The 22555-nt window shown below is 64.8% G+C and carries 21 protein-coding genes; 6 read left to right on the top strand and 15 right to left on the bottom strand.

All coding sequences use genetic code 11. The features are described from left to right. Nucleotides 1-6 precede the first annotated feature (6 nt). The gene (locus AC07X9_RS06335) at nucleotides 7-708 is read left to right on the top strand and encodes a GcrA family cell cycle regulator (RefSeq protein ID WP_017182336.1); all 702 of its coding nucleotides are present in this window, start codon (nucleotides 7-9) and stop codon (nucleotides 706-708) included. Between the two features lie 69 nt (nucleotides 709-777). Here AC07X9_RS06335 and AC07X9_RS06340 read toward each other — a convergent pair whose 3' ends face one another. Next, nucleotides 778-1620, bottom strand: coding sequence for an outer membrane protein (locus AC07X9_RS06340; RefSeq protein ID WP_017182337.1), 843 nt, complete (start codon nucleotides 1618-1620; stop codon nucleotides 778-780). Nucleotides 1621-1780: 160 nt separating this feature from the next. On the opposite strand from AC07X9_RS06340, the gene parE reads away from it, so the two are divergent. Then, the gene (gene parE, locus AC07X9_RS06345; RefSeq protein ID WP_017182338.1) at nucleotides 1781-3757 is read left to right on the top strand and encodes a DNA topoisomerase IV subunit B; all 1977 of its coding nucleotides are present in this window, start codon (nucleotides 1781-1783) and stop codon (nucleotides 3755-3757) included. Next, on the top strand, nucleotides 3754-5028 hold the full coding sequence (locus AC07X9_RS06350) for a serine hydrolase (protein ID WP_017182339.1): 1275 nt from the start codon (nucleotides 3754-3756) through the stop codon (nucleotides 5026-5028). Before parE ends, AC07X9_RS06350 begins: the two co-directional genes overlap by 4 nt. 25 nt (nucleotides 5029-5053) lie before the next feature. Here the strand turns inward: AC07X9_RS06350 and ccoS are convergent, their stop codons facing one another. The 13 genes from ccoS to AC07X9_RS06415 form a co-directional block, all read right to left on the bottom strand. Beyond that, nucleotides 5054-5194, bottom strand: coding sequence for a cbb3-type cytochrome oxidase assembly protein CcoS (gene ccoS, locus AC07X9_RS06355; RefSeq protein WP_017182340.1), 141 nt, complete (start codon nucleotides 5192-5194; stop codon nucleotides 5054-5056). Then, nucleotides 5191-7326, bottom strand: a complete 2136-nt coding sequence (locus tag AC07X9_RS06360) for a heavy metal translocating P-type ATPase (protein WP_026002250.1) — start codon at nucleotides 7324-7326, stop codon at nucleotides 5191-5193. The genes ccoS and AC07X9_RS06360 overlap by 4 nt, the downstream gene beginning before the upstream one ends. Further along, entirely contained in the window at nucleotides 7326-7781 is a 456-nt protein-coding gene (locus AC07X9_RS06365; RefSeq protein WP_017182342.1) for a FixH family protein, read from the bottom strand. Before AC07X9_RS06365 ends, AC07X9_RS06360 begins: the two co-directional genes overlap by 1 nt. Continuing rightward, on the bottom strand, nucleotides 7778-9208 hold the full coding sequence (gene ccoG / locus AC07X9_RS06370) for a cytochrome c oxidase accessory protein CcoG (protein ID WP_017182343.1): 1431 nt from the start codon (nucleotides 9206-9208) through the stop codon (nucleotides 7778-7780). Before ccoG ends, AC07X9_RS06365 begins: the two co-directional genes overlap by 4 nt. 48 nt (nucleotides 9209-9256) lie before the next feature. Further along, entirely contained in the window at nucleotides 9257-10213 is a 957-nt protein-coding gene (gene ccoP / locus AC07X9_RS06375; RefSeq protein ID WP_017182344.1) for a cytochrome-c oxidase, cbb3-type subunit III, read from the bottom strand. Further along, nucleotides 10206-10379 carry a cbb3-type cytochrome c oxidase subunit 3 gene (locus tag AC07X9_RS06380; protein ID WP_017182345.1) on the bottom strand — a complete coding sequence of 58 codons (174 nt, stop codon included), beginning with the start codon at nucleotides 10377-10379 and terminating at the stop codon, nucleotides 10206-10208. Before AC07X9_RS06380 ends, ccoP begins: the two co-directional genes overlap by 8 nt. Next, nucleotides 10376-11122 (bottom strand): cytochrome-c oxidase, cbb3-type subunit II, encoded by a 747-nt coding sequence (gene ccoO, locus AC07X9_RS06385; protein ID WP_026002251.1) that lies wholly within the window; start codon nucleotides 11120-11122, stop codon nucleotides 10376-10378. Before ccoO ends, AC07X9_RS06380 begins: the two co-directional genes overlap by 4 nt. Nucleotides 11123-11135: 13 nt before the next feature. Continuing rightward, entirely contained in the window at nucleotides 11136-12788 is a 1653-nt protein-coding gene (gene ccoN, locus AC07X9_RS06390; protein ID WP_026002252.1) for a cytochrome-c oxidase, cbb3-type subunit I, read from the bottom strand. A 129-nt stretch (nucleotides 12789-12917) separates the two neighbouring features. Next, entirely contained in the window at nucleotides 12918-13673 is a 756-nt protein-coding gene (locus AC07X9_RS06395; protein ID WP_017182348.1) for a Crp/Fnr family transcriptional regulator, read from the bottom strand. 58 nt (nucleotides 13674-13731) lie between these two features. After that, nucleotides 13732-14340, bottom strand: coding sequence for a response regulator FixJ (fixJ, locus tag AC07X9_RS06400; RefSeq protein ID WP_017182349.1), 609 nt, complete (start codon nucleotides 14338-14340; stop codon nucleotides 13732-13734). A gap of 4 nt (nucleotides 14341-14344) precedes the next feature. Next, the gene (locus tag AC07X9_RS06405; protein ID WP_017182350.1) at nucleotides 14345-15481 is read right to left on the bottom strand and encodes a sensor histidine kinase; all 1137 of its coding nucleotides are present in this window, start codon (nucleotides 15479-15481) and stop codon (nucleotides 14345-14347) included. A 20-nt stretch (nucleotides 15482-15501) separates the two neighbouring features. Beyond that, nucleotides 15502-16317 carry a universal stress protein gene (locus AC07X9_RS06410; protein WP_017182351.1) on the bottom strand — a complete coding sequence of 272 codons (816 nt, stop codon included), beginning with the start codon at nucleotides 16315-16317 and terminating at the stop codon, nucleotides 15502-15504. Between the two features lie 97 nt (nucleotides 16318-16414). After that, complete coding sequence (locus AC07X9_RS06415; protein ID WP_017182352.1) at nucleotides 16415-17779, bottom strand: methyl-accepting chemotaxis protein; 1365 nt, start codon at nucleotides 17777-17779, stop codon at nucleotides 16415-16417. Between the two features lie 143 nt (nucleotides 17780-17922). Between AC07X9_RS06415 and AC07X9_RS06420 the strand changes: the two genes are divergently transcribed. Beyond that, on the top strand, nucleotides 17923-19098 hold the full coding sequence (locus AC07X9_RS06420; protein WP_086485952.1) for a vWA domain-containing protein: 1176 nt from the start codon (nucleotides 17923-17925) through the stop codon (nucleotides 19096-19098). Beyond that, nucleotides 19098-20081: a 2OG-Fe(II) oxygenase gene (locus tag AC07X9_RS06425; protein WP_017182354.1), complete on the top strand. Its 984-nt coding sequence runs from the start codon at nucleotides 19098-19100 to the stop codon at nucleotides 20079-20081. The genes AC07X9_RS06420 and AC07X9_RS06425 overlap by 1 nt, the downstream gene beginning before the upstream one ends. 105 nt (nucleotides 20082-20186) lie before the next feature. On the opposite strand, the gene AC07X9_RS06430 is transcribed toward AC07X9_RS06425, so the two are convergent. Beyond that, on the bottom strand, nucleotides 20187-21272 hold the full coding sequence (locus AC07X9_RS06430) for an anhydro-N-acetylmuramic acid kinase (RefSeq protein WP_017182355.1): 1086 nt from the start codon (nucleotides 21270-21272) through the stop codon (nucleotides 20187-20189). Nucleotides 21273-21326: 54 nt separating this feature from the next. Between AC07X9_RS06430 and tyrS the strand changes: the two genes are divergently transcribed. Next, nucleotides 21327-22544 (top strand): tyrosine--tRNA ligase, encoded by a 1218-nt coding sequence (tyrS, locus tag AC07X9_RS06435; protein ID WP_017182356.1) that lies wholly within the window; start codon nucleotides 21327-21329, stop codon nucleotides 22542-22544. Nucleotides 22545-22555 lie beyond the last annotated feature (11 nt).

Genomic DNA, 22555 nt, shown 5'->3' on the forward strand with positions numbered 1-22555 from the left:
GTTTCATTGTCCTGGACCGACGAGCGTATCGACCAGCTCAAGGGTATGTGGGAACGCGGCCTGACCGCCAGCCAGATTGCCGAGGAATTGGGCGGCGTCAGCCGTAATGCGGTGATCGGCAAGGCCCACCGCCTGGGCCTGCAATCGCGTCCTTCGCCGGTCAAGGCCAATGACGCGCCCAAAAAGGCACCCGCACCGCCGCGCAAGCCAGCCAGCCCCGCTCCGGCGGTCGAGGCAGAGGCCGCGCCGCGCCCGGTTGCGCCCGCGCCGGTGGCCGAAGCTCCTGCCCCCGTCCGCGCCTTCACGCCCGCCGCAGCGCCTGCCGCGCCTGCGCCAGCGCCCGTTGCTGAAGATGCTGCCGCCAAACCGCAGCCGCGCATCGTGTCGGTCGGGCCGGGCGGTTTCCTGCGTCAGGGTCCGGGCGATCAGCAGGCGCCGATCCCGCCCGCGCCGCCCCGTCGCCTGGTCCCGGCCAAGCCCAGCGCGGAAATCGCGGGCAAGACGTCGTTGCTCGACCTCACTGAGCGGATCTGCAAATGGCCGATGGGGCATCCGGGCGAGCCCGACTTCCATTTCTGTGGCGAGCCGGTGAACCCCGGCTTTCCCTATTGCGTCGAACATTGCGGCCGCGCCTATCAGGCGCAACTGCCGCGCGGCACCCGCCGCCCGCCCCCGCCGCTGCCTTTCGGCGGCCCAAGGGTGCGTTGACCATCTGATCCGGATATAAAAAAGGGGCCGGTTCCTGCGTAGGAACCGGCCCCTTTTTCATGCCATCTATCAGAAGCGGAAGCTGGTGGTCACCATCACGCTCTGCGTGTCGAACTTGTCGCCACGGTTCATGCTCGTGCCGCCCGACGGGGTGATCAGGAACGGGTTGGTGGCGGGCGCAGTCCCCGCACCGACATCGACGCGATAATCGTCGACATTATAGCGGGTCCACAGATAGCGCGCGCCGATCGAGAAATTGTCGGACACTTTCGCTTCAAGGCCGCCACCCATGGTCCAGCCCCATGCGTCTTCCTTGGCATTGACCGAGGTAAAGCTGTTCGCGCCATTGCTGGTGCTAAAGCTGTTCTTGACCTTGGCATAGGCAAGACCGCCGGTGATGTAGGGCATGATGCCGCTGGGCGTGGTGTAGCCCAGGCGCGCGCGCAGATTGCCGTTCCAGTCGATCCGCCGCGTCATGGTGTAGAAGGCCGGGGTGGTCGAATATTCGGTCACGCTGTCGCTGATATAGGCCTTGCCCGCTTCGGCGACGACACCGGCGACGATGCCGCCGAACTGCATGTCATAACCGACATGGCCCATCCAGCCGATCGCATCCTTGTCATCGTCGCAACCCGACGCCGGGGTGGGGCCGCGCGCTGCGCCGCCGCAAGTGCCGGGCGAAAAGGCATTGGCGCCGGTGATGGTGGTCACCGTGTCATTGTAGCTGCCGTCGGCATTGGTATCGAAGCGCAGATGCTCTGCGCCGTCGCTCTTCTGGAAATTATAGCCGAACGACCCACCCACATAAGGGCCAGTCCAATCGACCGGGCCGCTATCCTGTGCGAAGGCGGGGGCCGCCGCCAGAGCGAGCGCCAGGGTGGCGCCAAGCGGCGCGATACGGTTGAAAAACATTGAAAAAATCTCCTCGCCTGATCGGGTATCGAAACCCAACTGCGCTCCGCTAACGGATCGAACGGCGCTTTTGTTTCACATCGCAATGCAACATTTTGTTGCTGTTGCCATTTCAGCACAGTGCTTGCGCGGATCGCCCGCCTGCCTATAGCTTGCAATCATGTCCGATGACCTGTTCGCAGCCCAGCCCACATCCTCCTCCGGCTATGATGCCTCCGCCATTGAAGTGCTCGAAGGACTGGAACCAGTCCGTCGTCGCCCTGGCATGTATATCGGCGGCACGGACGAGCGCGCGCTGCACCATCTGGCGTCCGAAGTGCTGGACAACAGCATGGACGAAGCGGTGGCGGGTCATGCCACGCGGATTGAGGTGACGCTGGAGGCGGGCAACCGCCTGACCATCATCGACAATGGCCGCGGCATGCCGATCGACGAGCATCCGAAATTTCCCGGCAAGTCGGCGCTGGAAGTCATCATGACGACGCTCCATTCGGGCGGCAAGTTTGAGGGCAAGGCCTATGCCACGTCGGGCGGCCTGCATGGCGTGGGGGCCAGCGTCGTCAACGCGCTGTCGACCGAAACAGTGGTGGAGGTCGCCCGCAACAAGGAATTGTTCCGCCAGAGCTTCTCGCAGGGCCTGCCACTCGGCCCGCTGGAAAAGGTGGGCGCTGCGCCCAACCGGCGCGGCACGTCCGTCAGCTTCACGCCGGACACGGCCATTTTCGGCGAGCAGAAGTTCAAACCGGCGCGCCTCTATCGCCTCGCCCGGTCAAAGGCCTATCTGTTCGCGGGTGTCGAGATACGCTGGAAATGCGATCCTTCGCTCATCAGCGACGATACGCCAGCGGAAGCCGTGTTCCAGTTTCCCGGCGGCCTTGCCGACCATCTGAAGGAACAGGTCGGCAATCGCGAATGCGCGACCAGTGTGTTTTTCACCGGCAACCAGGATTTTCCCGGCATTGCTGGCCGGGTCGAATGGGCCGTCGCCTGGCCGCTCTGGTCGGATGGCAGCTATAGCTGGTACTGTAACACCATCCCGACGCCTGATGGCGGTACGCATGAAGCGGGGCTGCGCACCGCTTTGGTCAAGGGCATCCGCGCCTTTGGCGATCTGGTCGGCCAGAAAAAGGCCAAGGACATCACCGCCGACGACATCATGACGTCATCGGAAATCATGCTGTCGGTATTCATTCGCGAACCGCAATTTCAAAGCCAGACCAAGGACCGCCTGACCAGCCCGGACGCAGCGCGACTGGTGGAAAATGCGGTGCGCGACCATTTCGACCATTTCCTCACCGATCATATGGATCGCGGCAAGGCGCTGCTCGCCTATGTCATCGACCGGATGGATGATCGGCTGCGGCGCAAGCAGGAAAAGGACGTCAAGCGCAAGACCGCGACGAGCGCGCGCAAACTGCGCCTGCCCGGCAAACTGACCGACTGTTCGACCGACAATCCCGACGGCACGGAGATTTTCCTGGTCGAAGGCGATTCGGCGGGCGGCTCGGCCAAGCAGGCGCGCGACCGCAAGACGCAGGCGATCCTGCCCCTGCGTGGCAAGATTTTGAACGTCGCATCCGCCAATACTGCCAAGATCCTGGCCAATCAGGAAATTGCCGACATGATCCTGGCGCTGGGCTGCGGCACGCGCAAGGACTGCAACCCCGACAATCTGCGCTATGAGCGCATCGTCATCATGACCGACGCGGACGTCGATGGCGCACACATCGCAACGCTGCTGATGACCTTCTTTTTTCAGGAGATGCCGGAACTGGTGCGGCGCGGGCATCTCTATCTCGCGCAGCCGCCGCTCTACCGGATCGTGGCGGGCGGCAAGAGCCTCTATGCCAAGGATGACGCGCATCGCGAGGAACTGTTGCGCAAGGAGTTCAAGGGCAAGAAGGTCGAGGTCAGCCGCTTCAAGGGGCTGGGCGAAATGAACCCGATGCAGTTGCGCGAGACCACGATGGACCCCGCCACCCGCAGCCTGATCCGCATCACCCTGCCCGCCGATGTCGAGGACCGCGCCAGCGTGCGCGATCTGGTCGACCGGCTGATGGGCACCAATCCGGCGCACCGCTTCGCCTTCATTCAGGAAAATGCAGCGGCGGTGGACGAAGAAGCGATCGACGCATGAAGATGCTCGTCGCGGCGCTTGCCTTGCTGGGGCTGGCGCTGTGGCCGACCGTTGGCGCAGCCAGGGACGCGACCTATCAGGCCAGGGCCGACCAGCTATTGTCCATCCTGTCCGCGCCGGGTGGCGAGGATGCCTATTTCTCCACCCTGTTTCTGGACGCCGTCCCGGTCGCGCAATGGCGCGCATTGGCCGCCGATCTGCGCAAGCAATATGGCAAGCCACTGGCGCGCGGCGCAGTGCAGGTCGAAAGCCCGACGACAGGCGTGGTGGAAATCCGTTATGAGCGGGCGACGATCGGCTTTACGCTAGTGGTCGCGCCCCAGGCGCCCAACCGGGTTGTCGGCCTGCAACTGATCGGCACGCGGCGGACGGATGACGATATGGACCGGGTTCTGGCCGGCATCGCCGCCCTCCCCGGTCGGACCGCGCTTTCGATAGCGCAACTGGGCGATGCAGGCCCGGTCTGGCTGCACGATCAGCACGCCGATACGCCAATGGCAACCGGCTCATCCTTCAAACTCTATATATTGGCGGAACTCGCCCGCGCCGTGGCAGCAGGCGAGCGACGCTGGAGCGACGTCATCCCGCTGTCGCACAAAAGCTTTTCCGGGCGGCTGTTGACGACGCCCGATGGCGCGCCGATGACGCTGCACAGTCTGGCGCTGGCGATGATCGCGGAAAGCGATAATAGCGCGGCCGATACGTTGTTGCTGGCGCTGGGGCGCACGCGGGTCGATGCCATGGTCGCAACCAGCGGCCATGCCCGCCCCGACGCGACGCTGCCCCTGCTGACGACGGCAGAGGCGTTCGCGCTCAAAATGCCCGCCCATGCCGATCTCGCACGCAACTATGCCGCAGCGACGCCCGACCAGCGCCGTGCGATCATCACCGCCAACGCCGCGCAACTGACGGCGGGCGCGGTCGACATCGGCACGGTTGCGGACATTCCCACCGCCATCGACAGCATCGAATGGTTCGCCACGCCGCGCGACATGGTTCGGTTGCTCGACTGGCTAAGGCGAAATGGCGGCGATGCCCTGCCGATCATGGCGGTCAATCCCGGCATTGCGCCTGCCGATGCGAAACGCTGGCGCTATCTGGGCTATAAGGGCGGATCGGAGCCGGGCGTCATCGCCATGAATTTTCTGGTGCAGGCGCGCGATGGCCGGTGGTTCGCCATCGCCGCCAGCTGGAATGACAGCGCCGCGCGCGTCGATGAACCCCGCTTCGTGGCGCTCATGACCCGCGCGCTGAACCTGCTGGCGCAATAGCGCTCAATCAGGATCGCGCGCGCCGTCAGTCATCATCGTTTAGAATGCGCAGCGCAGCACCATCGGGATCATCGAACTGCCCCGCCTTCAATGCCCAGAAAAAGGCGCCAAGCCCGACCAGCCCCAGCGAAAGGGCAATGGGAATGAGGAGAGCAAGGCCGATCATCGTGCCGCCCGCCGCAAACGCAGCGCATTGGCGATGACGATCAACGACGAACCGGACATGGCCAGCGCCGCGACCAATGGCGTGACAAGCCCGGCGATCGCCAGCGGCACCGCCAGAAGATTATAACCCACGGCCAGCATGAAATTCTGACGCACGATCGCCAACGTCCGCCGCGCTGCACGCACGGCAACCGCAACCGATGACAGGCTGTCGCCCAGAAACACGACATCGGCCGCCAGCTGGCTGGCGTCGCTGGCCGATGAAGGCGCCAGGCTGACATGGCCCGCCGCCAGCGCAGGCCCGTCATTCAGGCCATCCCCGACCATCAGCACGCGATGCCCCTGCGCCTTGAGCCGCTCGATCATCGCCAGCTTGGCCTGCGGGCTCATATGGCCGGTCGCCAGCATCCCCGTCGCCATCGCCACTTCATGCAGCGCCTGCGGCCGGTCGCCGCTTGCAATGATGGGATCGAGGCCAAGGGTACGAAGCGCCGCCGCCGTCGCGGCGGCATCGGGACGCAGCATGTCGGCAAAGGTCAGGAGAATATGGCAATCGCCATCCCGATATTCGGTCGCCAGGCTGGTCCAGTTGCCCGCATTGGCCGGTCGGGCAAGCGATACCGGCCTCCCCTGCCACAAGCCGCTGACGCCAACGCCAGCCTCCTCGCGCAGGTCGGACAGCGTGGCCGCCATGACGCCCTCCCGTTGCAGCGCCTCGGCCAAGGCAATGCTCAGCGGATGGCGGCTGGCGCGGGCCAGCGCCAGCACCACCGGCCGCGCATCGGCAGGCAATGCATCGAGGTTTTCGGGCATTGGCCGCCCCAGCGTCAACGTGCCGGTCTTGTCGAACATTGCGCGGTCCGCCTCTGCCAGCCGCTCCAGCGCAGACCCGTCCTTCACCAATATGCCGCGCCGCATCAGCGCGCCGCACGCGACCACCTGCGCGGCGGGCACCGCCAGGCCAAGGGCGCAGGGACAGGTGATCAGCAGCACGGCAGTCGCGATCAGCAGCGCCTGATGCACGCCAGCGCCAGCGATCATCCAGCCTGCAAACGACAGGGCGGCAAGCAGATGGACGGCAGGCGCGTAGAGCCGCGCCGCCCGGTCGGCAATCCGCACATAGCGTGACTTGCCCTGCCCGGCTGCATCCATCATCCGCGCAATGTCGGCGATCAGCGTATCCGCGCCCGCCGCCCTTACGACCACGCTGAGCGGCCCGTCCATGTTGAGCGCGCCCGCATGAACGCCATCACCGACGCCGACCGCCACCGGACGGCTCTCACCCGTCAGGAAGGCCAGATCGACGCTGCTTTTCCCCTCCCGAATTTCGCCATCGGCGGCAAAGCGTTCGCCCGCAGCCACCTGCATCATCATCCCCGGCACCAGCGCGCGCGCTTCCACCCAGCGGCGCTGGCCGGCCTCGATCACATAGGCGCCCGGCGCGGTCTGGCGCAGCAGGGCGGCAACGCCGTCCCGCGCCCGCCCCCGCATCATCGCGTCCAGGCATCGTCCAGCCAGCAGGAAAGTCAGCAGCATCACCGCGCCGTCGAACCAGGCATGGGTGCCGCCGGTAATCGTCTCATAGAGGCTCATGCCCGTGGCCAGCAGCACCCCGATGCTGATCGGCACGTCCATATTGGTGCGCCCGACCCGCAGCGCCGCAAAGGCGGAACGGAAAAATGGCTGCCCGGCATAGGCGACCGTCGGCAGCGCGATCAGGGCGGACAGCCAGTGGAACAGCTCACGAGTCGCGCCCACCGCCCCGGACCAGATCGATACCGACAGCAGCATGATGTTCATCGATGCAAAGCCAGCGACGGCCAGCGCGCGCAACAGCCGCTTGTCCTGCGCATTCTCCACCGCGATCGTCGGATCGGCCAGCGGCTCGGCGGCAAAACCAATGCCCGCAATCGCCGCGCGCAGGTCCGGCAGGGTCATCGCCGGATCATGGGTGATGGCGACGCGCCTGGCCGAATAATTGACCCGCGCGGCATGAATGCCCGGCAGCGCCGTCAGCCCGCGCTCGACCTTGGCGATGCAGCCTGCGCAATGCATGTCCGGCACCGCGAACAGGCTATGGGCCGCATCCGGTGCGATGGGATCAGGCGTCAGGGTGACGGGCAGGCTCGCCATCATCCATGCCTTTCCACAAAGCGCATCTCATGCCCGTCGGCCCTGACGGTCCAGTGGATGATCCACCGTCCCGCTGGCAATGGCTGCGCCGCCCGCCACTCGCCATCGGCCTGCCGCTCTATGCGCAAATCCAAGTCGGGTGCGCGCCCCAGCGGATGCTCCGCCGTCGCGGTGACCGTCATGGGCTGCGATCGCGGCCCGACCAGCTTCAGGATCACATGGCGGGCACCGTCCAGCCGCGTTTCCTGTTGCCAGCCAAGCGCATCCTGTTGCCGCGCCTGCGCCAGCCAGCCGTTGAAGCGTTGGCTGGCGACATAGCTATTGTCGACCACCGTGCCGCCAAAACCGCCCACGGCATAGCTCGCCATCAGGACATTCACCGCGATCACCACGGCAAAGAAGGCCACGAAAATCGCCGCGACATGGCGGCCGGTCAGGTGAAAGCCGGGCATCATTGCAACCTTTCAAAATGGGCGGGTTCGCTGGCTGTGCCGCCTTCGCGGTCAGTGGCGCGGACAGTGAAGGCAAAATCCTCGCGCTGCGGGCCATTCGCTGGCGCAGCGAGGAAGATGCGCAATTTCGCCACGCTGTCGGACGGGACGATCGTGTCGATCGCCGCCCGCGCATCGGCCCGGCCATCCCGGTCGGTCCACAGGCTGACCCCGGCAAGCCCTTCTGCCGATATACGCATGGGCCGTGGCCGCGATTCCATGTTGCGCAGCTTGACCGTAAAGGCATTGCGGACCGTGCCGTCGGACAGGCGCATCGCGATGGGATTGCGATCCTGCTGCGCACTGATGTCGATCCGGGTGCGAGTGCCCAGCGCAAACAGCATGGCGACGCCGACTGCGCTCCACAGCGTAAGATAGACGAGCGTGCGGACATGGAGCAGCGAACGGATGACGGGGCGCGGCGCACGGCCTGCCTTTTCCGCCGTGGCGTCATCCTCGGTGCAATAGTCGATCAGGCCGCGCGGACGCCCCACCTGCGCCATCACCTTGTCGCAGGCATCGACGCACAGCGCACAGGTGATGCAGCCGATCTGCGGCCCCTCACGAATGTCGATGCCGGTGGGGCAGACGGCGACGCACTGGTCGCAATCGATGCAATCGCCAAAGGCGTCGGGCTGCGCCAGCGATTTTTTCAGGCTCCCCCGCTGCTCCCCGCGCCAATATTTATAGGTGACCACCAGCGACTTTTCATCGAGCATCGCGGTCTGGATGCGCGGCCAGGGGCACATATAGATGCACACCTGTTCGCGCATGAAGCCGCCCAGAATGAAGGTCGTGGCGGTCAGGACAGCAACCGTTGCATAGGCAACAGGCGCAGCGGTCCCGCTCCAGAACTGTTGCTGCAACGTCGGCGCGTCGGCGAAATAGAATATCCACGCCCCCCCGGTGCCAAAGGCGATGAGCAGCCATATGCTCCATTTGGAGACCCGCCGGGCGATCTTGCCCGCGCTCCAGGGCGCCTTGTCCAGTCGGATCTGGGCATTGCGGTCGCCGTCGATGAAGCGCTCGACATGCTGGTAGAGGTCGGTCCACACCGTCTGCGGGCAGGCATAGCCGCACCAGGCGCGCCCGACCGCGGAAGTGACCAGGAACAGGCCGACCCCGGCCATGACCAGCAGGCCAGCGACATAATAGAATTCATGCGGCCAAATCTCGATCGCGAACATGTAGAAGCGACGATGGGCGAGATCGACCAGTACGGCCTGATCGGGTGCATAAGGGCCGCGATCCCAGCGCAGCCAGGGCGTTATCCAGTAGATGGCGAGCGTGACCGCCATGACCACCCATTTCAGGCGACGGTAAAAGCCGTCGATCGCCTTGGGATAAACGCCCTTGCGCTTGGCGTAGAGGGACAGGGGAGCGGCGGTCATGGCAGGCGTACCTGACGCCTGCCATCCACCAACCCTTGCACAGGCAGGCTATTGCCGCGCATCGCTCGTCGCCTCCGCCGCGCCGTTGTCCACCGCCGCCGTCGGCACGGGCACCGCCACCGGAGCAGCCTCGCCCCCGCCCAGGCTGTGGACATAGGCAGCCAGCATCCGCACCGTCGCCGGGTCCAGCTTGTCGCCCCAGCGCGGCATCACGCCCTGCCGGCTGTTCCACACCGTCTGGTGAATGCTCTCCGCGTCGCCGCCATACAGCCAGATGCCATCGGTCAGATTGGGCGCGCCAAGCTCGCGATTGCCCTTGCCCGCCGGGCCGTGGCAGACGGCGCAATTGTCGGCGAAAAGCTGCCCGCCCCGCCGGGACGCGGCATCGGGCTTCTGCTGGCCACTGATCGTGCGGACATGCGCCACAAGATCGTCGACCTGCGCCGCCTGCAACAACTGGTCGCGGCCAAATGCGGGCATGATCGACATGCGGGTTTCGGCATGATCGGGATTGCGGACGCCATCGATGATCGTCTTTTCGATGGTGACCAGATCGCCACCCCACAGCCAGTCATCGTCATTCAGGTTGGGATAGCCCTTCGATCCGGCAGCGCCCGATCCATGACATTGCACGCAATGGACCTTGAACGCCGCGCGCCCGCCATCGACCGCCGCCTGCATCAGCGCGGCATTGGCCGGCAACTGGTCGATCGGCGTCGCCGCGATAGCGCGGTGGATCGGCGCGACTTTCTCCGCCTGCGCCGCCATGTCGCGCGCCAGATCGCCACGGCTGGACCAGCCCAGCATCCCCTTGGTATAGCTGTTCACCAGCGGCCAGGCCGGATAGGCGATGACATAGCCCAGCGAAAACAGGATGCAGGCGTAGAAGGTCCACAGCCACCAGCGCGGCAGCGGCGTATCCAGTTCCTCGATCCCGTCCCATTCATGCCCCATCGTCGGGGTGCCGCTATGTTGGTCGATCTTGCTCTTGGTCGGGTCAGCCATGGTCGCCCCCCTTGGTGTCGCTGTCGGTGAAGATCATCGTGGCGGCATCGCCGCTGCGGCGGCGCGCGCCGGGCCGGAAATGCCAGCCGATGAGGATCAGGTAGGAGAGGCCCATGAAAACCAGGCCCCAGCTGTCGGCGAAATGGCGCATCGCGTCATAGCTCATCGCGCCGTCTCCTGCGCGGCGGCGGCCTTGGTATCGACCAGCGTGCCGATCATCTGGAGATAGGCGACCAGCGCATCCATTTCGGTCAGCCTGTTCGGATCGCCGTCGAAATCGCGCACCTGCGCCTTGGGATAGCGCTTGACCAGCGCCGTGCTGTCGGCGTTTGGATCGGCCTGCGCCTTCAGGTCGTCGTTGGCGGCGGCGATGGCGTCCTTGTCATAGGGGACGCCGACGCGCGCCAGGGCGGTCAGATCGCCGCTCATGTCACCGGCCTTCAGGTCGCGTTCGGCCAGGAAGGGATAGGTCGGCATGATCGATTCCGGCACCACCGCGCGCGGGTCTTTCAGATGCTGGACATGCCATTCGTCCGAATAGCGTCCGCCCACCCGCGCCAGATCCGGCCCGGTGCGCTTGGACCCCCACTGGAAGGGATGATCATACATGCTTTCCGCCGCCAGGCTGTAATGGCCATAGCGTTCCACCTCGTCGCGGAACGGGCGGATCATCTGGCTATGGCAGTTGTAGCAGCCTTCGCGGATGTAGATGTTGCGCCCGGCCAGTTCCAGCGGGGTGTAGGGGCGCATCCCCTCCACCTTCTCGATCGTGGAGTCGATCCAGAACAGCGGCGCGATCTCCACGATGCCGCCGATGGCGACGACGATCAGCGCAGCGATGCCCAGCAGGGATACGTTGCGTTCCAGCCTGCCATGATCGAAAAATTTGCTTTTGGTCTTGGTTTCCATGTCGGTTTCTCCGTCACGCGGCGTGCGGCTGGAGGGGACGGTCGGCGGCGGGATCGAACGCAGCATCGCGCATCGGTTTTTCCTCGCGCTGGCGTCCTGCGATGGTCAGGCCGATATTGACCGCCATGATGATCGCGCCAGCCAGATAGAGCAGGCCGCCGGCCGCGCGGATCAGGTACATCGGGAACATGGCCTTCACGACTTCGGAGAAGGCATAGACGAGGTAGCCGTCGCTCCCATATTCGCGCCACATCAGCCCCTGCATGATGCCCGCCGTCCACATCGCCGCGGCGTAGAGGACTATGCCGACCGTCGCCAACCAGAAGTGCCAGTTGACCATGCGCAGCGAATAGAGCCGCTCCCGGCCCCACAGGCGCGGCGCCATATAATAGAGGCAGGCAAAGGTGATCATGCCGTTCCAGCCCAGCGCGCCGCTGTGCACATGGCCGATCGTCCAGTCGGTATAATGGGACAGGCTGTTGACCGCCTTGATCGACATCATCGGGCCTTCGAAGGTCGACATGCCGTAGAAGGCGAGCGCCATCACCATCATGCGGATGATCGGGTCGGTGCGGATCTTGTCCCAAGCGCCGTTCAGCGTCATCAGGCCGTTGATCATCCCGCCCCAGCTGGGCATCCACAGCATGATCGAAAAGACCATGCCCAGCGTCTGCGCCCAGTCGGGCAGCGCGGTGTAATGCAGATGGTGCGGCCCCGCCCAGATATAGAGGAAGATCAGCGACCAGAAATGGATGATCGACAGGCGATAGCTATAGACCGGGCGTTCGGCCTGCTTGGGGACGAAATAATACATCATCGCCAGAAAGCCGGCGGTCAGGAAGAAGCCGACCGCATTATGGCCGTACCACCATTGGGTCAGCGCATCCTGCACGCCCGCAAAGGCGGCATAGCTTTTGGACCCCAGCAGGCTGACCGGCATCGACAGATTGTTGACGATGTGCAGCATCGCGATGGTGATGATGAAGGACAGGTAGAACCAGTTGGCGACATAGATATGCGGTTCGGACCGCTTCAGGATCGTCCCGCCGAACACCAGCAGGTAACAGACCCACACGACCGTCAGCCACAGGTCGACATACCATTCCGGCTCGGCATATTCCTTGCCCTCGGTAATGCCCATCAGATTGCCGGTGGCGGCCAGCACGATGAACATCTGGTATCCCCAGAAGACGAAGCGTGCCATGGTGGGAAAGGCGAGCCGCGCCCGGCAGGTGCGCTGCACGACATAGAAGCTGGTCGCGATCAGCGCATTGCCGCCAAAGGCAAAGATGACTGCCGAGGTATGCAGCGGCCGCAATCGCCCGAAACTGGTATATTCGATCCCCAGGTTCAGCGCGGGAAAGGCGAGTTGGAGCGCGATGTAGAGACCGGCGAGAAAACCGGCCAGACCCCAGAATATCGTCGCAATGACGCCCCAGCGGATCATGTCGTCATCATAACGCCCCTGATCGGGCATCTTGAGCGCGCCGCGGATGATCGCACCATAGTCGGCGCGTTTCAGGGTGAGCGCCGCGAGCAGCAGTCCGGTCGCCGCCACGATCGTCATATGGACGGCAAAACCGCTGTCCGCCGCCATGACCGCCGCAGCGGCCGCGAGCAGGGCCAGCGCGAACCACCCGCCCGCCTTCATGACCAATTGTTCCATGCTTATCCCCCAGGAGATATGTTCGTCGAAATCGCCTGCACGGGCGGACATCGACTGTCCTTGTCCTCTGTCAAAAGGGGGCATCGGGGTCTGTAGGTGAATGTCCCTATCCGGGCCGATATGTGCCGGTCAGGCCGCTTCGGCGAGGCAGGACAACTGGTCGCGATCCAGTATTTCGACGGTGCGACGGTTCGGCAGGTCGATGATTTTCGCCCGCTTCATGTCGGTCATCTGGCGGCTGACCGTCTCGATCGTCAGGCCCAGCACATCGGCGACCTGCTGGCGCGACAGGGGCAGCGCGAAGCTGTCGAGCGGCCCCGCGCCCTCCCCCGCCAGCCGTTGCGACATATCGAGCAGGAAGGTCGCGATCTTTTCCCGCGCATTCTTCCGGCCCAGCAGCAGCATCCAGGCGCGCGCCCGGTCCAGATCGTCCAGCGTGCGTTGCAGCAGGCGGTGGCCAAGTTCGGGATGGGTGCGGGCAAAACCGTCGAACGCACCCCGCGTGAACAGGCAAAGGCGCGCGTCGGTCAGCGCGGTGACGCTATGGGGGGTGCTGCGGCCAAAGGGGCGACCGATGAAATCGGACGGATAGACCACCCCGACAATCTGTTCGCGTCCATCGCCGGTGGAGGCCGACAATTTGAGCGTGCCTTCGATGACATTGGCGACGATGGTGGCATCGTCCCCTTCCCACATCACCGTCTGCCCGGCCTGCACCGTCACCCGCCGGCCAAGGCGATTGAGCGCGGCGCGATCATCCTCCTCCAGCGTGCCGCAAATCGCGCGCGCGCGCACGTCGCATCGCTGGCAGAAGCTGGCGTCCTGGCACGGAACCGGGGCGGAGGCGGCGGGCGCGGTTTGCGCCAGATCAAAATGCATCATCATGATCGCTGCCTGACGCAGCGGCGGGCATCAGCCTATCCGTAATGTCCCTGATCGGGCATCATTGCATCCCGGCCTGGAACGCGATGCGCAGCGCTTCGGACAGGCTGCGCACGTCCAGCTTCTGCATCAGATTGGCGCGATGGATTTCCACCGTGCGCGGCGAAATGCCCAGATCATAGGCGATCGACTTGTTGGGCAGTCCTTCGACCAGGCCGTTCAGCACCTCGCGTTCGCGATCGGTCAGTATGTTGAGACGCGCCTGCGCATCCTCGCGCCGCGCGCCGGCATCGCGGTGGGCGGCAACCTGCGCATTGGCGGCGGCGATGGCGTCCAGAAGGGCCGCCTTCTCGAACGGCTTTTCGATGAAGTCGGTCGCGCCCGCCTTCATCGCGGCCACCGCCATGCCGACATCACCATGGCCGGTCATGATGATGACGGGCAGCAGGACGCCCCGCGCGCGCAGTTCACGCTGCACCTCCAGCCCGTCCATGTCCGGCATCCGCACGTCCAGCAGGACGCAGCCCTGTTCCAGCCCGGCCGCTTCCTTCAGGAACGGGATGCCGCCCGAAAAGCTCTGCACGGCAAAGCCGCTGGTCTTGAGCATGAAGCTGAGCGATCGGCGGATCGCCTCGTCATCATCGACGACATAGATGAGGGGTTGGGTCATGGCGTCAATCCGCGGCGTCCAATGTGAAATGAAAGGCGACACCGCCCCAGCGCGATCGCGTCGCCCAGATGCGGCCGCCATGGCCTTCCACGATGGTGCGGCTGATCGACAGCCCGACCCCCATGCCCGTCGGCTTGGTGGTGCTGAACGGGGTAAAGAGCGATCGTTCGACCGCCGGATCAAGGCCGGGGCCGCTATCGGCGACAATGATCTCCACCCGGCCATCATCGTCAGGCGCGGCCGACAGATGGAGAATGCGCATCGGACGCCCCTCCATCGCTTCCACCGCGTTACGGACGAGATTCGTGATCACCTGCTGCACCTGCACCCGGTTGGCCATGATGCGGCCTACACGGGGATCGACGGCGATGTCCATATCGATGCCCCGGCTGTTGATGCCGATAAAGGCCAGCGCCACCCCTTCCGACAACAGGGTCGATACGGTTTCGGGCTGGCGGTCCGCTTCGCCCCGGCGAATGAATTCGCGCAGCGACCGGATGATCTCCCCGGCGCGCAGCGCCTGCGTCGCGGCCTCGTCCATCGCTTCGCCCAGCAAGGTCCGGTCGATTGCGCCTTCCTGCGCCAGCAGGTCGCGCCCCGCCTCCATATAATTGGCGATCGCCGTCAGCGGCTGGTTGAGTTCATGCGCCAGCGCCGCGGCCAGCGTCCCCATCGCGGTCACGCGTGACGCATGGCTGAGTTCGGCCTGCAAATCCTGCACCCGCCGTTCGGTTTTCTGCCGCTCGGTCAGGTCGCGGATGAAGCCGGTGAACAATCGCATACCCTGATCGCTGACCTCGCCGACCGCCAGTTCGATGGGAAAGGTCGATCCATCCCGCCGCCGCGCCGTGGTCAGGCGACCGATGCCGATGATCTTCTTTTCCCCGGTCTCGCGATAATGGTCCAGATAGCCGTCATGCCGCTCGCGATCGGGCGATGGCATCAGCATCGACACATTCTCGCCCAGCACTTCGGCTTCGCCATATTGGAACATGCGCTGCGCCGCCGGGCTGAACGACATGATGCGTCCGCGTGCGTCGATGACGATCAGGGCGTCGGGCACCGTCGCCAGGATCGACCCCAGCAACGCCTGTTCCAGGCTATGCGCATCATCGCGCGGATCGACATCGTTGATCGCCATTGCCCATCACTGACGCGAAATCAGTGCGCCAGCAAGAGCGGAACCCGCGCTTCGCCCAACAGATAGCGGGTGACGCCGCCAAATATGGTTTCGCGCAGGCGGCTATGGCCGAAGGCACCCATCGTGATCCAGTCGACGCGCAATTCGGCGGCGGCGGCGGCCAGGGCCTCCTCGACCGTCCGGCCCTTGCGCGGCCATTCGTGGATTTCCGACGCGATGCCATGGCGCGAAAGATATTCGCTGGCGTCGATCGGCGGAAAATCGCGCTTGGCCTTTTCCTCGACGGTCACGACATGCACCTCGCTCGCCAGCGCCAGCAATGGCCGCGCGGCGCACAGGGCCACCGCGGCCTCGTGCGATCCATCCCATGCCACCATCGCCCGGCCCTGACAGGCAAAGGCCTTGCACCCCTTGGGCACGGCCAGGATGGGCGCGCGGCTGCTGATTGCCAGGTCGGCGACGATCGGCAGCGGATCGCCGATCCCCCGGCGGCCCGGCCCCGGCAGGGTCACGATGATCGCATCGACCAGCCGGGACGCGGACAGGATGCATTGCACGACGTCGCCATCGCTGTGCCGCCAGTCCCACGCCACCCCCTCGCGCTGGATACGCGCTTCGATCTTTTCCTTTTCCTTCGCTTCGGCAATGCGGATGTTGTCGATGTCCTGGGGCAGCACATAACTGCCGCCATACATGTCCGCCGACACATAATCGATCACCGGCGTAACCTGAAGGCAGCGAACATGCGCGCCGGTCGCACGGGCAATGTCCAGCGCCACCTCCATCCGGCTATTCTGGGCGCTATCCTCATGAATATGCAGCAGAATGGTTTTCATGGGCGAAACTCCGGCAGGCAAGGGCGTTGGACAATTGCCTTCCTGCTTATCCCTGCGCCGCCACCCGCTCCATCCGCAAATGTCCCTATTCGGGCCGTCAGATCAGATAGCCAACCTCATACAGGCCCCATCGCCGCCCTTCGAAAACCAGCGGCACGAACACGCTGCGCAGCGCGCGATAGCGACCCTCGCCCAGATCCTGGCGATAGGTGAACAGGAAAAAATCGCCTTCCCCGTCCAGCGCCCGCCGGGTCTGGCTGTCCATGAACATCTGGCGGTTGCGCGCATGTTCCATGTTCCAGCGCGGATCGCCGGGCCGCTGCGGCTGGCTGCGGGTGCTGATATGGGTGGGCAGATAGCCGTTCATGTCGATCAGGCAGCACCCCACGATCGCGCTGTCCTCGCCCGTGCGCCTGTCCAGCGTCGGACGCAGCAGCGCGTCGGCAAAGGCGGTGAAGCGGGTCTGATATTGCGCCGGTTCAGTCCCCTCGATCCGGCGATAATCGGTGTCGAACAGGTCGCCCCGGTTCAGCTGATTGTCCGCAATCCCCTGCCGGATCAGCGCCATCACCTCATCGGCGCCTTCCTCCGCCAGCGCGATATAGCGGCTGTTGCGGGTCCGCCCTGGCCCATGGGCGGCGGTATCGAGCATGGCGTTGGCCATGCCCTCCAGCCCTTCCAGTTGCCCGCGCGCCACGTCCACCCGCGTCGCGCTTTCGCTTGCCGACTGGCTGAACCGCGCCAACCCCTGCCGCAACGCCGCCACGTCACTGTCCGCCTCGTCGGTGCAGGTCACGATCGCATCGGACCGTTCGGCAAATTGCGTCACCAGCGATGCGATCTCCGCCATGCTCATCCGCAGCCGGTCGATATGCGTGCCGACATCGCGCCCGCGCACGATATTGGCCTCCACCCCGCCGATCAGCCGCCGGGCATCGCGATCCAGCAGGCCCAGCTTGTCGCCGACCGATGCCGCCGATTCGCCCGCCTGCCCCGCCAGCCGTCGGATTTCGTCCGCCACCACGGCAAAGCCCTGCGTCGCCTCCCCGCCGCGCGCCGCCTCGATCGCCGCATTGATACCCAGCAGCCGCGTCTGCCGCGCGATCGTCCCCAGCTCGTCGGAAATATCGCCCACCGCCTCGATCACCGACAGGAACTGGCGCAAATGCCCCTCCAGCCCCGTGACATGCTCGACCAGCCCCGCCACCTCGCCCAGCGACAATGTGATGGCCGCATGTCCATCGGCGATGATCCGCCCCGCCCGACGCGCGGTCAGGCTCAATTCCTGCGCGGCTGCGACACTTTCATTCTGGCTGGCGGCCAGCGTATCCATATTTGCGTGCAAATCGGACAGCCTCGCCGAATCCTGCTGTATCCGCAGGTTCAACTCGCTCAGAAAGCCCGCAGTTTCGCTGCATTGCAACGCGATGTCGCCTGACCGTTCCCCAAGATCAGCCAGCAAGTCCCTGTTTTCCAAGCGTAGGCCCCAAATTTCCCGATGACTGGATAGTGACGCATTAACCATGCACTGCAACACTTAATATTCCGACAAGCGCTGGGTCCGGCCACTTGCATCATGCGCCGCGCTGCCCGACAAAGGCGTCCATGCTGCTCAATTTTCTCGATGCGCTCCGCGCCGCCGGCATCCCCGCCAGCATCAAGGAGCATCTGCTGCTGCTGGAAGCGCTGGACCGCGACGTCATCGAACGGCGGCCGGAGGATTTCTATTATCTCGCCCGCGCAACCTATGTGAAGGATGAAGGGCTGCTCGACCGTTTCGATCAGGTATTCGGTCAAGTGTTCAAGGGCGTGCTCGGCAATTCGGGCGTAGAGGCGGAAATACCGGAGGAATGGCTGCGACTGGTCGCGGAAAAATATCTTAGCCCCGAAGAAATGGAGAAGATCAAGTCGCTGGGTGACTGGGACGAGATCATGGAGACGCTCAAGAAGCGGCTGGAGGAGCAGCAGGGGCGGCATCAGGGCGGCAATAAATGGATCGGCACCGGCGGCACCTCCCCCTTCGGCAATGGCGGCTATAATCCCGAAGGCGTCCGCATCGGCGGGACGAGCCGGCACAAGCGCGCGATCAAGGTGTGGGAAAAGCGCGACTTCGCCAATCTCGACAACACAAAGGAGCTGGGCACCCGCAATATCAAGGTCGCGCTGCGCCGCCTGCGCCGTTTCGCGCGCGAAGGATCGGCGGAGGAACTGGACCTGGATGAAACCATCCGCGGCACCGCGCGGCAGGGCTGGCTCGACATCAGGATGCGGCCCGAACGGCATAATGCGGTCAAGCTGCTGCTGTTTCTGGATGTCGGCGGATCGATGGACCCGTTCGTCAGGCTGTGTGAGGAGCTTTTCTCCGCCGCGACCAGCGAATTCAAGAATATGGAATTTTTCTACTTCCATAACTGCCTGTATGAAGGCGTGTGGAAGGATAATCGCCGCCGCTTCGCCGAACGTACCCCGACCTGGGACATCCTCCACAAATATGGCCATGACTATAAGGTGATCTTCGTCGGCGATGCGACGATGAGCCCCTATGAGGTCAGCCATCCGGGCGGGTCGGTCGAACATATGAACGAAGAGGCGGGCGCGGTCTGGCTGCAACGGGTCGCCCATACCTATCCCGCGACCGTATGGATCAACCCCACGGCCGAAGCGCATTGGGGCTATAACCAGTCTATCCGCCTGATCCGCGAATTGATGAACGACCGCATGTATCCGCTGACGATCGAGGGCATCGACGCGGCCATGCGGGAGCTGACGCGCAAGCGCTGATGGCGACGATCGTGGCCGAAGCGCTGGCGCTGCTTCAGCGTGGCGACAGCGCGTCGGCGCATGGGCTGGTCGACGCGGCTTGTGCGCGCGGCGATGGCGATGCGCTGGCGATGCGGGCGCTCTGGCGGGTCGAGGGGCGATGGCTACCGCGTGACCTGGCCGCCGCGCGGGTGGATCTCGCCGCCGCCAACAGCATCGGCGCGGCGCGGATTCTCGCGGGCTTCTTGGCTTCCGGCGTCGGTGGCGCACGCGACTGGGCCGGGGCGCTGACGATGCTCGACGACTGGGCGGATCGCGACCCGATCGCGGCCGGGCAACGCGCCCTGATTGCGGCAATGGCGATCGACGCCCATGGCGATCCGCTCGCCTGGCCGACACCCGAACCATTGTCCGACAGCCCGATGATCCACGCCCTGCCCGGCCTGCTCACGCCATCGGAATGCGACCTGCTCGCCAGCCTGTCCGACCGCAGGCTGCGCCCGGCGCTGATCTTTCATGAAGGGCAAAAGCGCTTCGTCGCCGATCCTGTGCGCGATTCCGACGCGGCGGGCTTTCCCATCGTGTCCGAATGGCCCGCCATTCACGCCATCAACCGCCGCCTCGCCGCCGCCAGCGGCACCACGGTCGAACAGGGCGAAACCCTGCAAGTCCTGCGCTACCGCCCCGGCCAGCAATATCGCGTCCATCTGGACGCCGTGCCGGGCCTTTCCAACCAGCGCAGCCTGACCCTTCTGGTCTATCTCAACGACGATTACACCGGCGGACAAACCCACTTCACCCGCCTGCCCCTCTCCCATCGCGGTTGCAAGGGCGATGGACTGCTCTTCGCCAACATCCTGCCCGATGGACGCCCCGACCCTATGAGCGAACATGCCGGGCTGCCGGTGCAATCGGGGATCAAGCTGATCGCCAGCCGCTGGATACGGCAAAGGCCACCGGACGGCCCGAACGGCTTTGGCCAGCATGAGGCGACATCATCATGACCCCGCTGTCCTACGAAAAACCCGGCTGTTATGATGCGTCAGCCACTTTGCGATAGGATCACGCTCACATAATATAATGTCGCATTTGCCGGGAAATATGCGAAGTTAAGCCCGAAACAGCACCCCGCCCGTCATCGGCGCCGGCGCGCCCGTCGTCCCCGGAAAGCTGATCGGCAGCCCCGCAAGATGGCGCACCGCCATATAGGCGAAACCCTGCGCCTCCAGCGCGTCGCCGTCCCAGCCCAGCGCATCGACCGACCGGACATCGACCCTGCACCGCTCGGCCAGCATCGCCATCAACGTCCTGTTATGTCGCCCGCCGCCCGCGACATGCAGGCACAGCGGACGTTCGGCCAGATGGTCGATGCCGCGCGCGACCGCCGCCGCGGAAAAGGCTGTCAGCGTCGCCGCGCCATCCTCCAGATCCAGCCCCTGCACCGCCTCGATCGTAAACGCCTCACGGTCGATGCTCTTGGGCGGCGGCGCGGCAAACCATGGGTCGGCCAGCATCGCGCCCAGCCGCGCCTCATCGACGCGCCCTTGCGCCGCGCAGGCCCCGCCCGCGTCATAGGCCATGTCGCCATGCGCCTGCATCCAGTTGTCGATCAGGCCGCTCGCCATGCCCGTGTCGAACGCCGTCAGCGCCCCGTCCGATCCGATCGCGGTAATGTTGGCAACCCCGCCCAGATTGAGGATGGCCACCGGCTTTTCCAGCCCGGCGGCCAGCGCGCGATGATAGACCGGCAGCAGCGGCGCGCCCTGCCCGCCCGACGCCACATCCGCGCTGCGCAGGTCACCGACGACCGCGATGCCGAACGCCCCGGCCAGCGCCGCGCCATCGCCGATCTGCCAGGTCCAGCGCCGGTCGGGCCGGTGCGCGACGGTATGGCCGTGAAAGCCGATGACGCCGACATCCTCCGCCACATGGCCGCTCCGCCCCAGCAGGTCGGCCACCGCCTCCACATGCAATTCAGTAAGCTCCGCCTCTACCGAGGCGATCAGCGGCTCGAACCCCGGCGCATCCATCGCCATGGCGCGAGCGCAGGCTTCGGCCAGCCGCACCCGGAAGCCGTCCTGATAGGCCTGCGCATGAAAAGCGAGCGGCTTGACCAGCCCATCCCCATCCGTCTCGATCAGCGCCGCGTCGATCCCGTCGCGCGATGTCCCCGACATCAGGCCGATTGCCAGCATTTACGACTCTCCGCCTCTTTTACAGCCGCCCTCCCAATGCTACAGGCGCGCGCCATGAGCAACTATCAGTCCGACCTCCTGCGCCTGCTCGACACGCGCGGCTATATCCATGACGTCACCAATGCGGCGGGTCTCGACGCGCTGGCGCAAAAGGAGATCGTACCGGGCTATATCGGTTTCGATCCGACCGCCCCCTCGCTCCATGTCGGCAGCCTGGTGCAGATCATGATGCTGCGGCGGATGCAGCAGGCAGGGCACAAGCCGATCGTCCTGATGGGCGGCGGCACCGGCAAGATCGGCGATCCCAGCTTCAAGGACGAAGCGCGCAAGCTGCTGACCGACGATCTCATCACGTCGAACGTCGCCAGCATCAAGCGGGTGTTCGAAAAATTCCTGACCTTCGGCGATGGTCCGACCGATGCGGTCATGGTCGACAATGCCGACTGGCTCGACGCCCTTGAATATATCCCCTTCCTGCGCGACATCGGCCAGCATTTCTCGGTCAACCGGATGCTCAGCTTCGACAGCGTGAAATTGCGGCTGGATCGGGAACAGTCGCTCAGCTTCCTCGAATTCAACTATATGATCCTGCAAGCCTACGACTTTCTGGAACTGTCGCGCCGTTCGGCCTGCCGGTTGCAGATGGGCGGATCGGACCAGTGGGGCAATATCGTCAACGGCATCGAACTGGCGCGCCGGGTCGATGGCACGCAGGTCTATGGCCTGACCAGCCCGCTCATCACCACGGCGGACGGGGGCAAGATGGGCAAGACGATGAACGGCGCGGTCTGGCTCAACGCCGACGCCCTGCCGCCCTATGATTACTGGCAATTCTGGCGCAACACCCAGGACGCCGATGTCGGACGCTTCATGCGGTTGTTCACGGACCTGCCGCTGGACGAGATTGCCCGTCTGGAAGCCTTGCAGGGTGCCGAGATTAACGAGGCCAAGAAGATTTTGGCCGATGCCGCCACCGCCATGGCCCATGGCGCGGACGCCGCCGCCGCTTCGGCGGAAACGGCCCGCAAGACTTTCGAGGAAGGCGCGTCGGACGCGAACCTGCCGACCGTCAGCATCGGCGCGGACGGGTTGACGGTGGTGCAGGCCAATGTCGCGCTCGGCTTTGCCTCGTCGAACAAGGAAGCACGACGCAAATTGCTGGAAAATGCGATCCGGGTGAACGGGAATGTGGTAAACGATCCTGCCCTGACCCTGAAACCCGGTGACAAGGTCAGTTTCGGGGCGAAAAAGCATGGGATCGTGGTCGCCTGACAGGGAAATAA

The sequence above is a fragment of the Sphingobium sp. GW456-12-10-14-TSB1 genome, assembly GCF_059424385.1.

Coding starts and splice junctions, on each gene's coding strand:
- fixJ (WP_017182349.1), bottom strand. CDS start 14,340: ATGACCCAACCCCTCATCTATGTCGTCGATGATGACGAGGCGATCCGC.
- AC07X9_RS06360 (WP_026002250.1), bottom strand. CDS start 7,326: ATGGCGAGCCTGCCCGTCACCCTGACGCCTGATCCCATCGCACCGGAT.
- AC07X9_RS06350 (WP_017182339.1), top strand. CDS start 3,754: ATGAAGATGCTCGTCGCGGCGCTTGCCTTGCTGGGGCTGGCGCTGTGG.
- AC07X9_RS06395 (WP_017182348.1), bottom strand. CDS start 13,673: ATGATGATGCATTTTGATCTGGCGCAAACCGCGCCCGCCGCCTCCGCC.
- ccoP (WP_017182344.1), bottom strand. CDS start 10,213: ATGGCTGACCCGACCAAGAGCAAGATCGACCAACATAGCGGCACCCCG.
- AC07X9_RS06420 (WP_086485952.1), top strand. CDS start 17,923: ATGCTGCTCAATTTTCTCGATGCGCTCCGCGCCGCCGGCATCCCCGCC.
- AC07X9_RS06430 (WP_017182355.1), bottom strand. CDS start 21,272: ATGCTGGCAATCGGCCTGATGTCGGGGACATCGCGCGACGGGATCGAC.
- ccoN (WP_026002252.1), bottom strand. CDS start 12,788: ATGGAACAATTGGTCATGAAGGCGGGCGGGTGGTTCGCGCTGGCCCTG.
- tyrS (WP_017182356.1), top strand. CDS start 21,327: ATGAGCAACTATCAGTCCGACCTCCTGCGCCTGCTCGACACGCGCGGC.
- AC07X9_RS06365 (WP_017182342.1), bottom strand. CDS start 7,781: ATGATGCCCGGCTTTCACCTGACCGGCCGCCATGTCGCGGCGATTTTC.
- AC07X9_RS06410 (WP_017182351.1), bottom strand. CDS start 16,317: ATGAAAACCATTCTGCTGCATATTCATGAGGATAGCGCCCAGAATAGC.
- ccoO (WP_026002251.1), bottom strand. CDS start 11,122: ATGGAAACCAAGACCAAAAGCAAATTTTTCGATCATGGCAGGCTGGAA.
- parE (WP_017182338.1), top strand. CDS start 1,781: ATGTCCGATGACCTGTTCGCAGCCCAGCCCACATCCTCCTCCGGCTAT.
- AC07X9_RS06405 (WP_017182350.1), bottom strand. CDS start 15,481: ATGGCGATCAACGATGTCGATCCGCGCGATGATGCGCATAGCCTGGAA.
- ccoG (WP_017182343.1), bottom strand. CDS start 9,208: ATGACCGCCGCTCCCCTGTCCCTCTACGCCAAGCGCAAGGGCGTTTAT.
- ccoS (WP_017182340.1), bottom strand. CDS start 5,194: ATGATCGGCCTTGCTCTCCTCATTCCCATTGCCCTTTCGCTGGGGCTG.
- AC07X9_RS06425 (WP_017182354.1), top strand. CDS start 19,098: ATGGCGACGATCGTGGCCGAAGCGCTGGCGCTGCTTCAGCGTGGCGAC.
- AC07X9_RS06340 (WP_017182337.1), bottom strand. CDS start 1,620: ATGTTTTTCAACCGTATCGCGCCGCTTGGCGCCACCCTGGCGCTCGCT.
- AC07X9_RS06380 (WP_017182345.1), bottom strand. CDS start 10,379: ATGAGCTATGACGCGATGCGCCATTTCGCCGACAGCTGGGGCCTGGTT.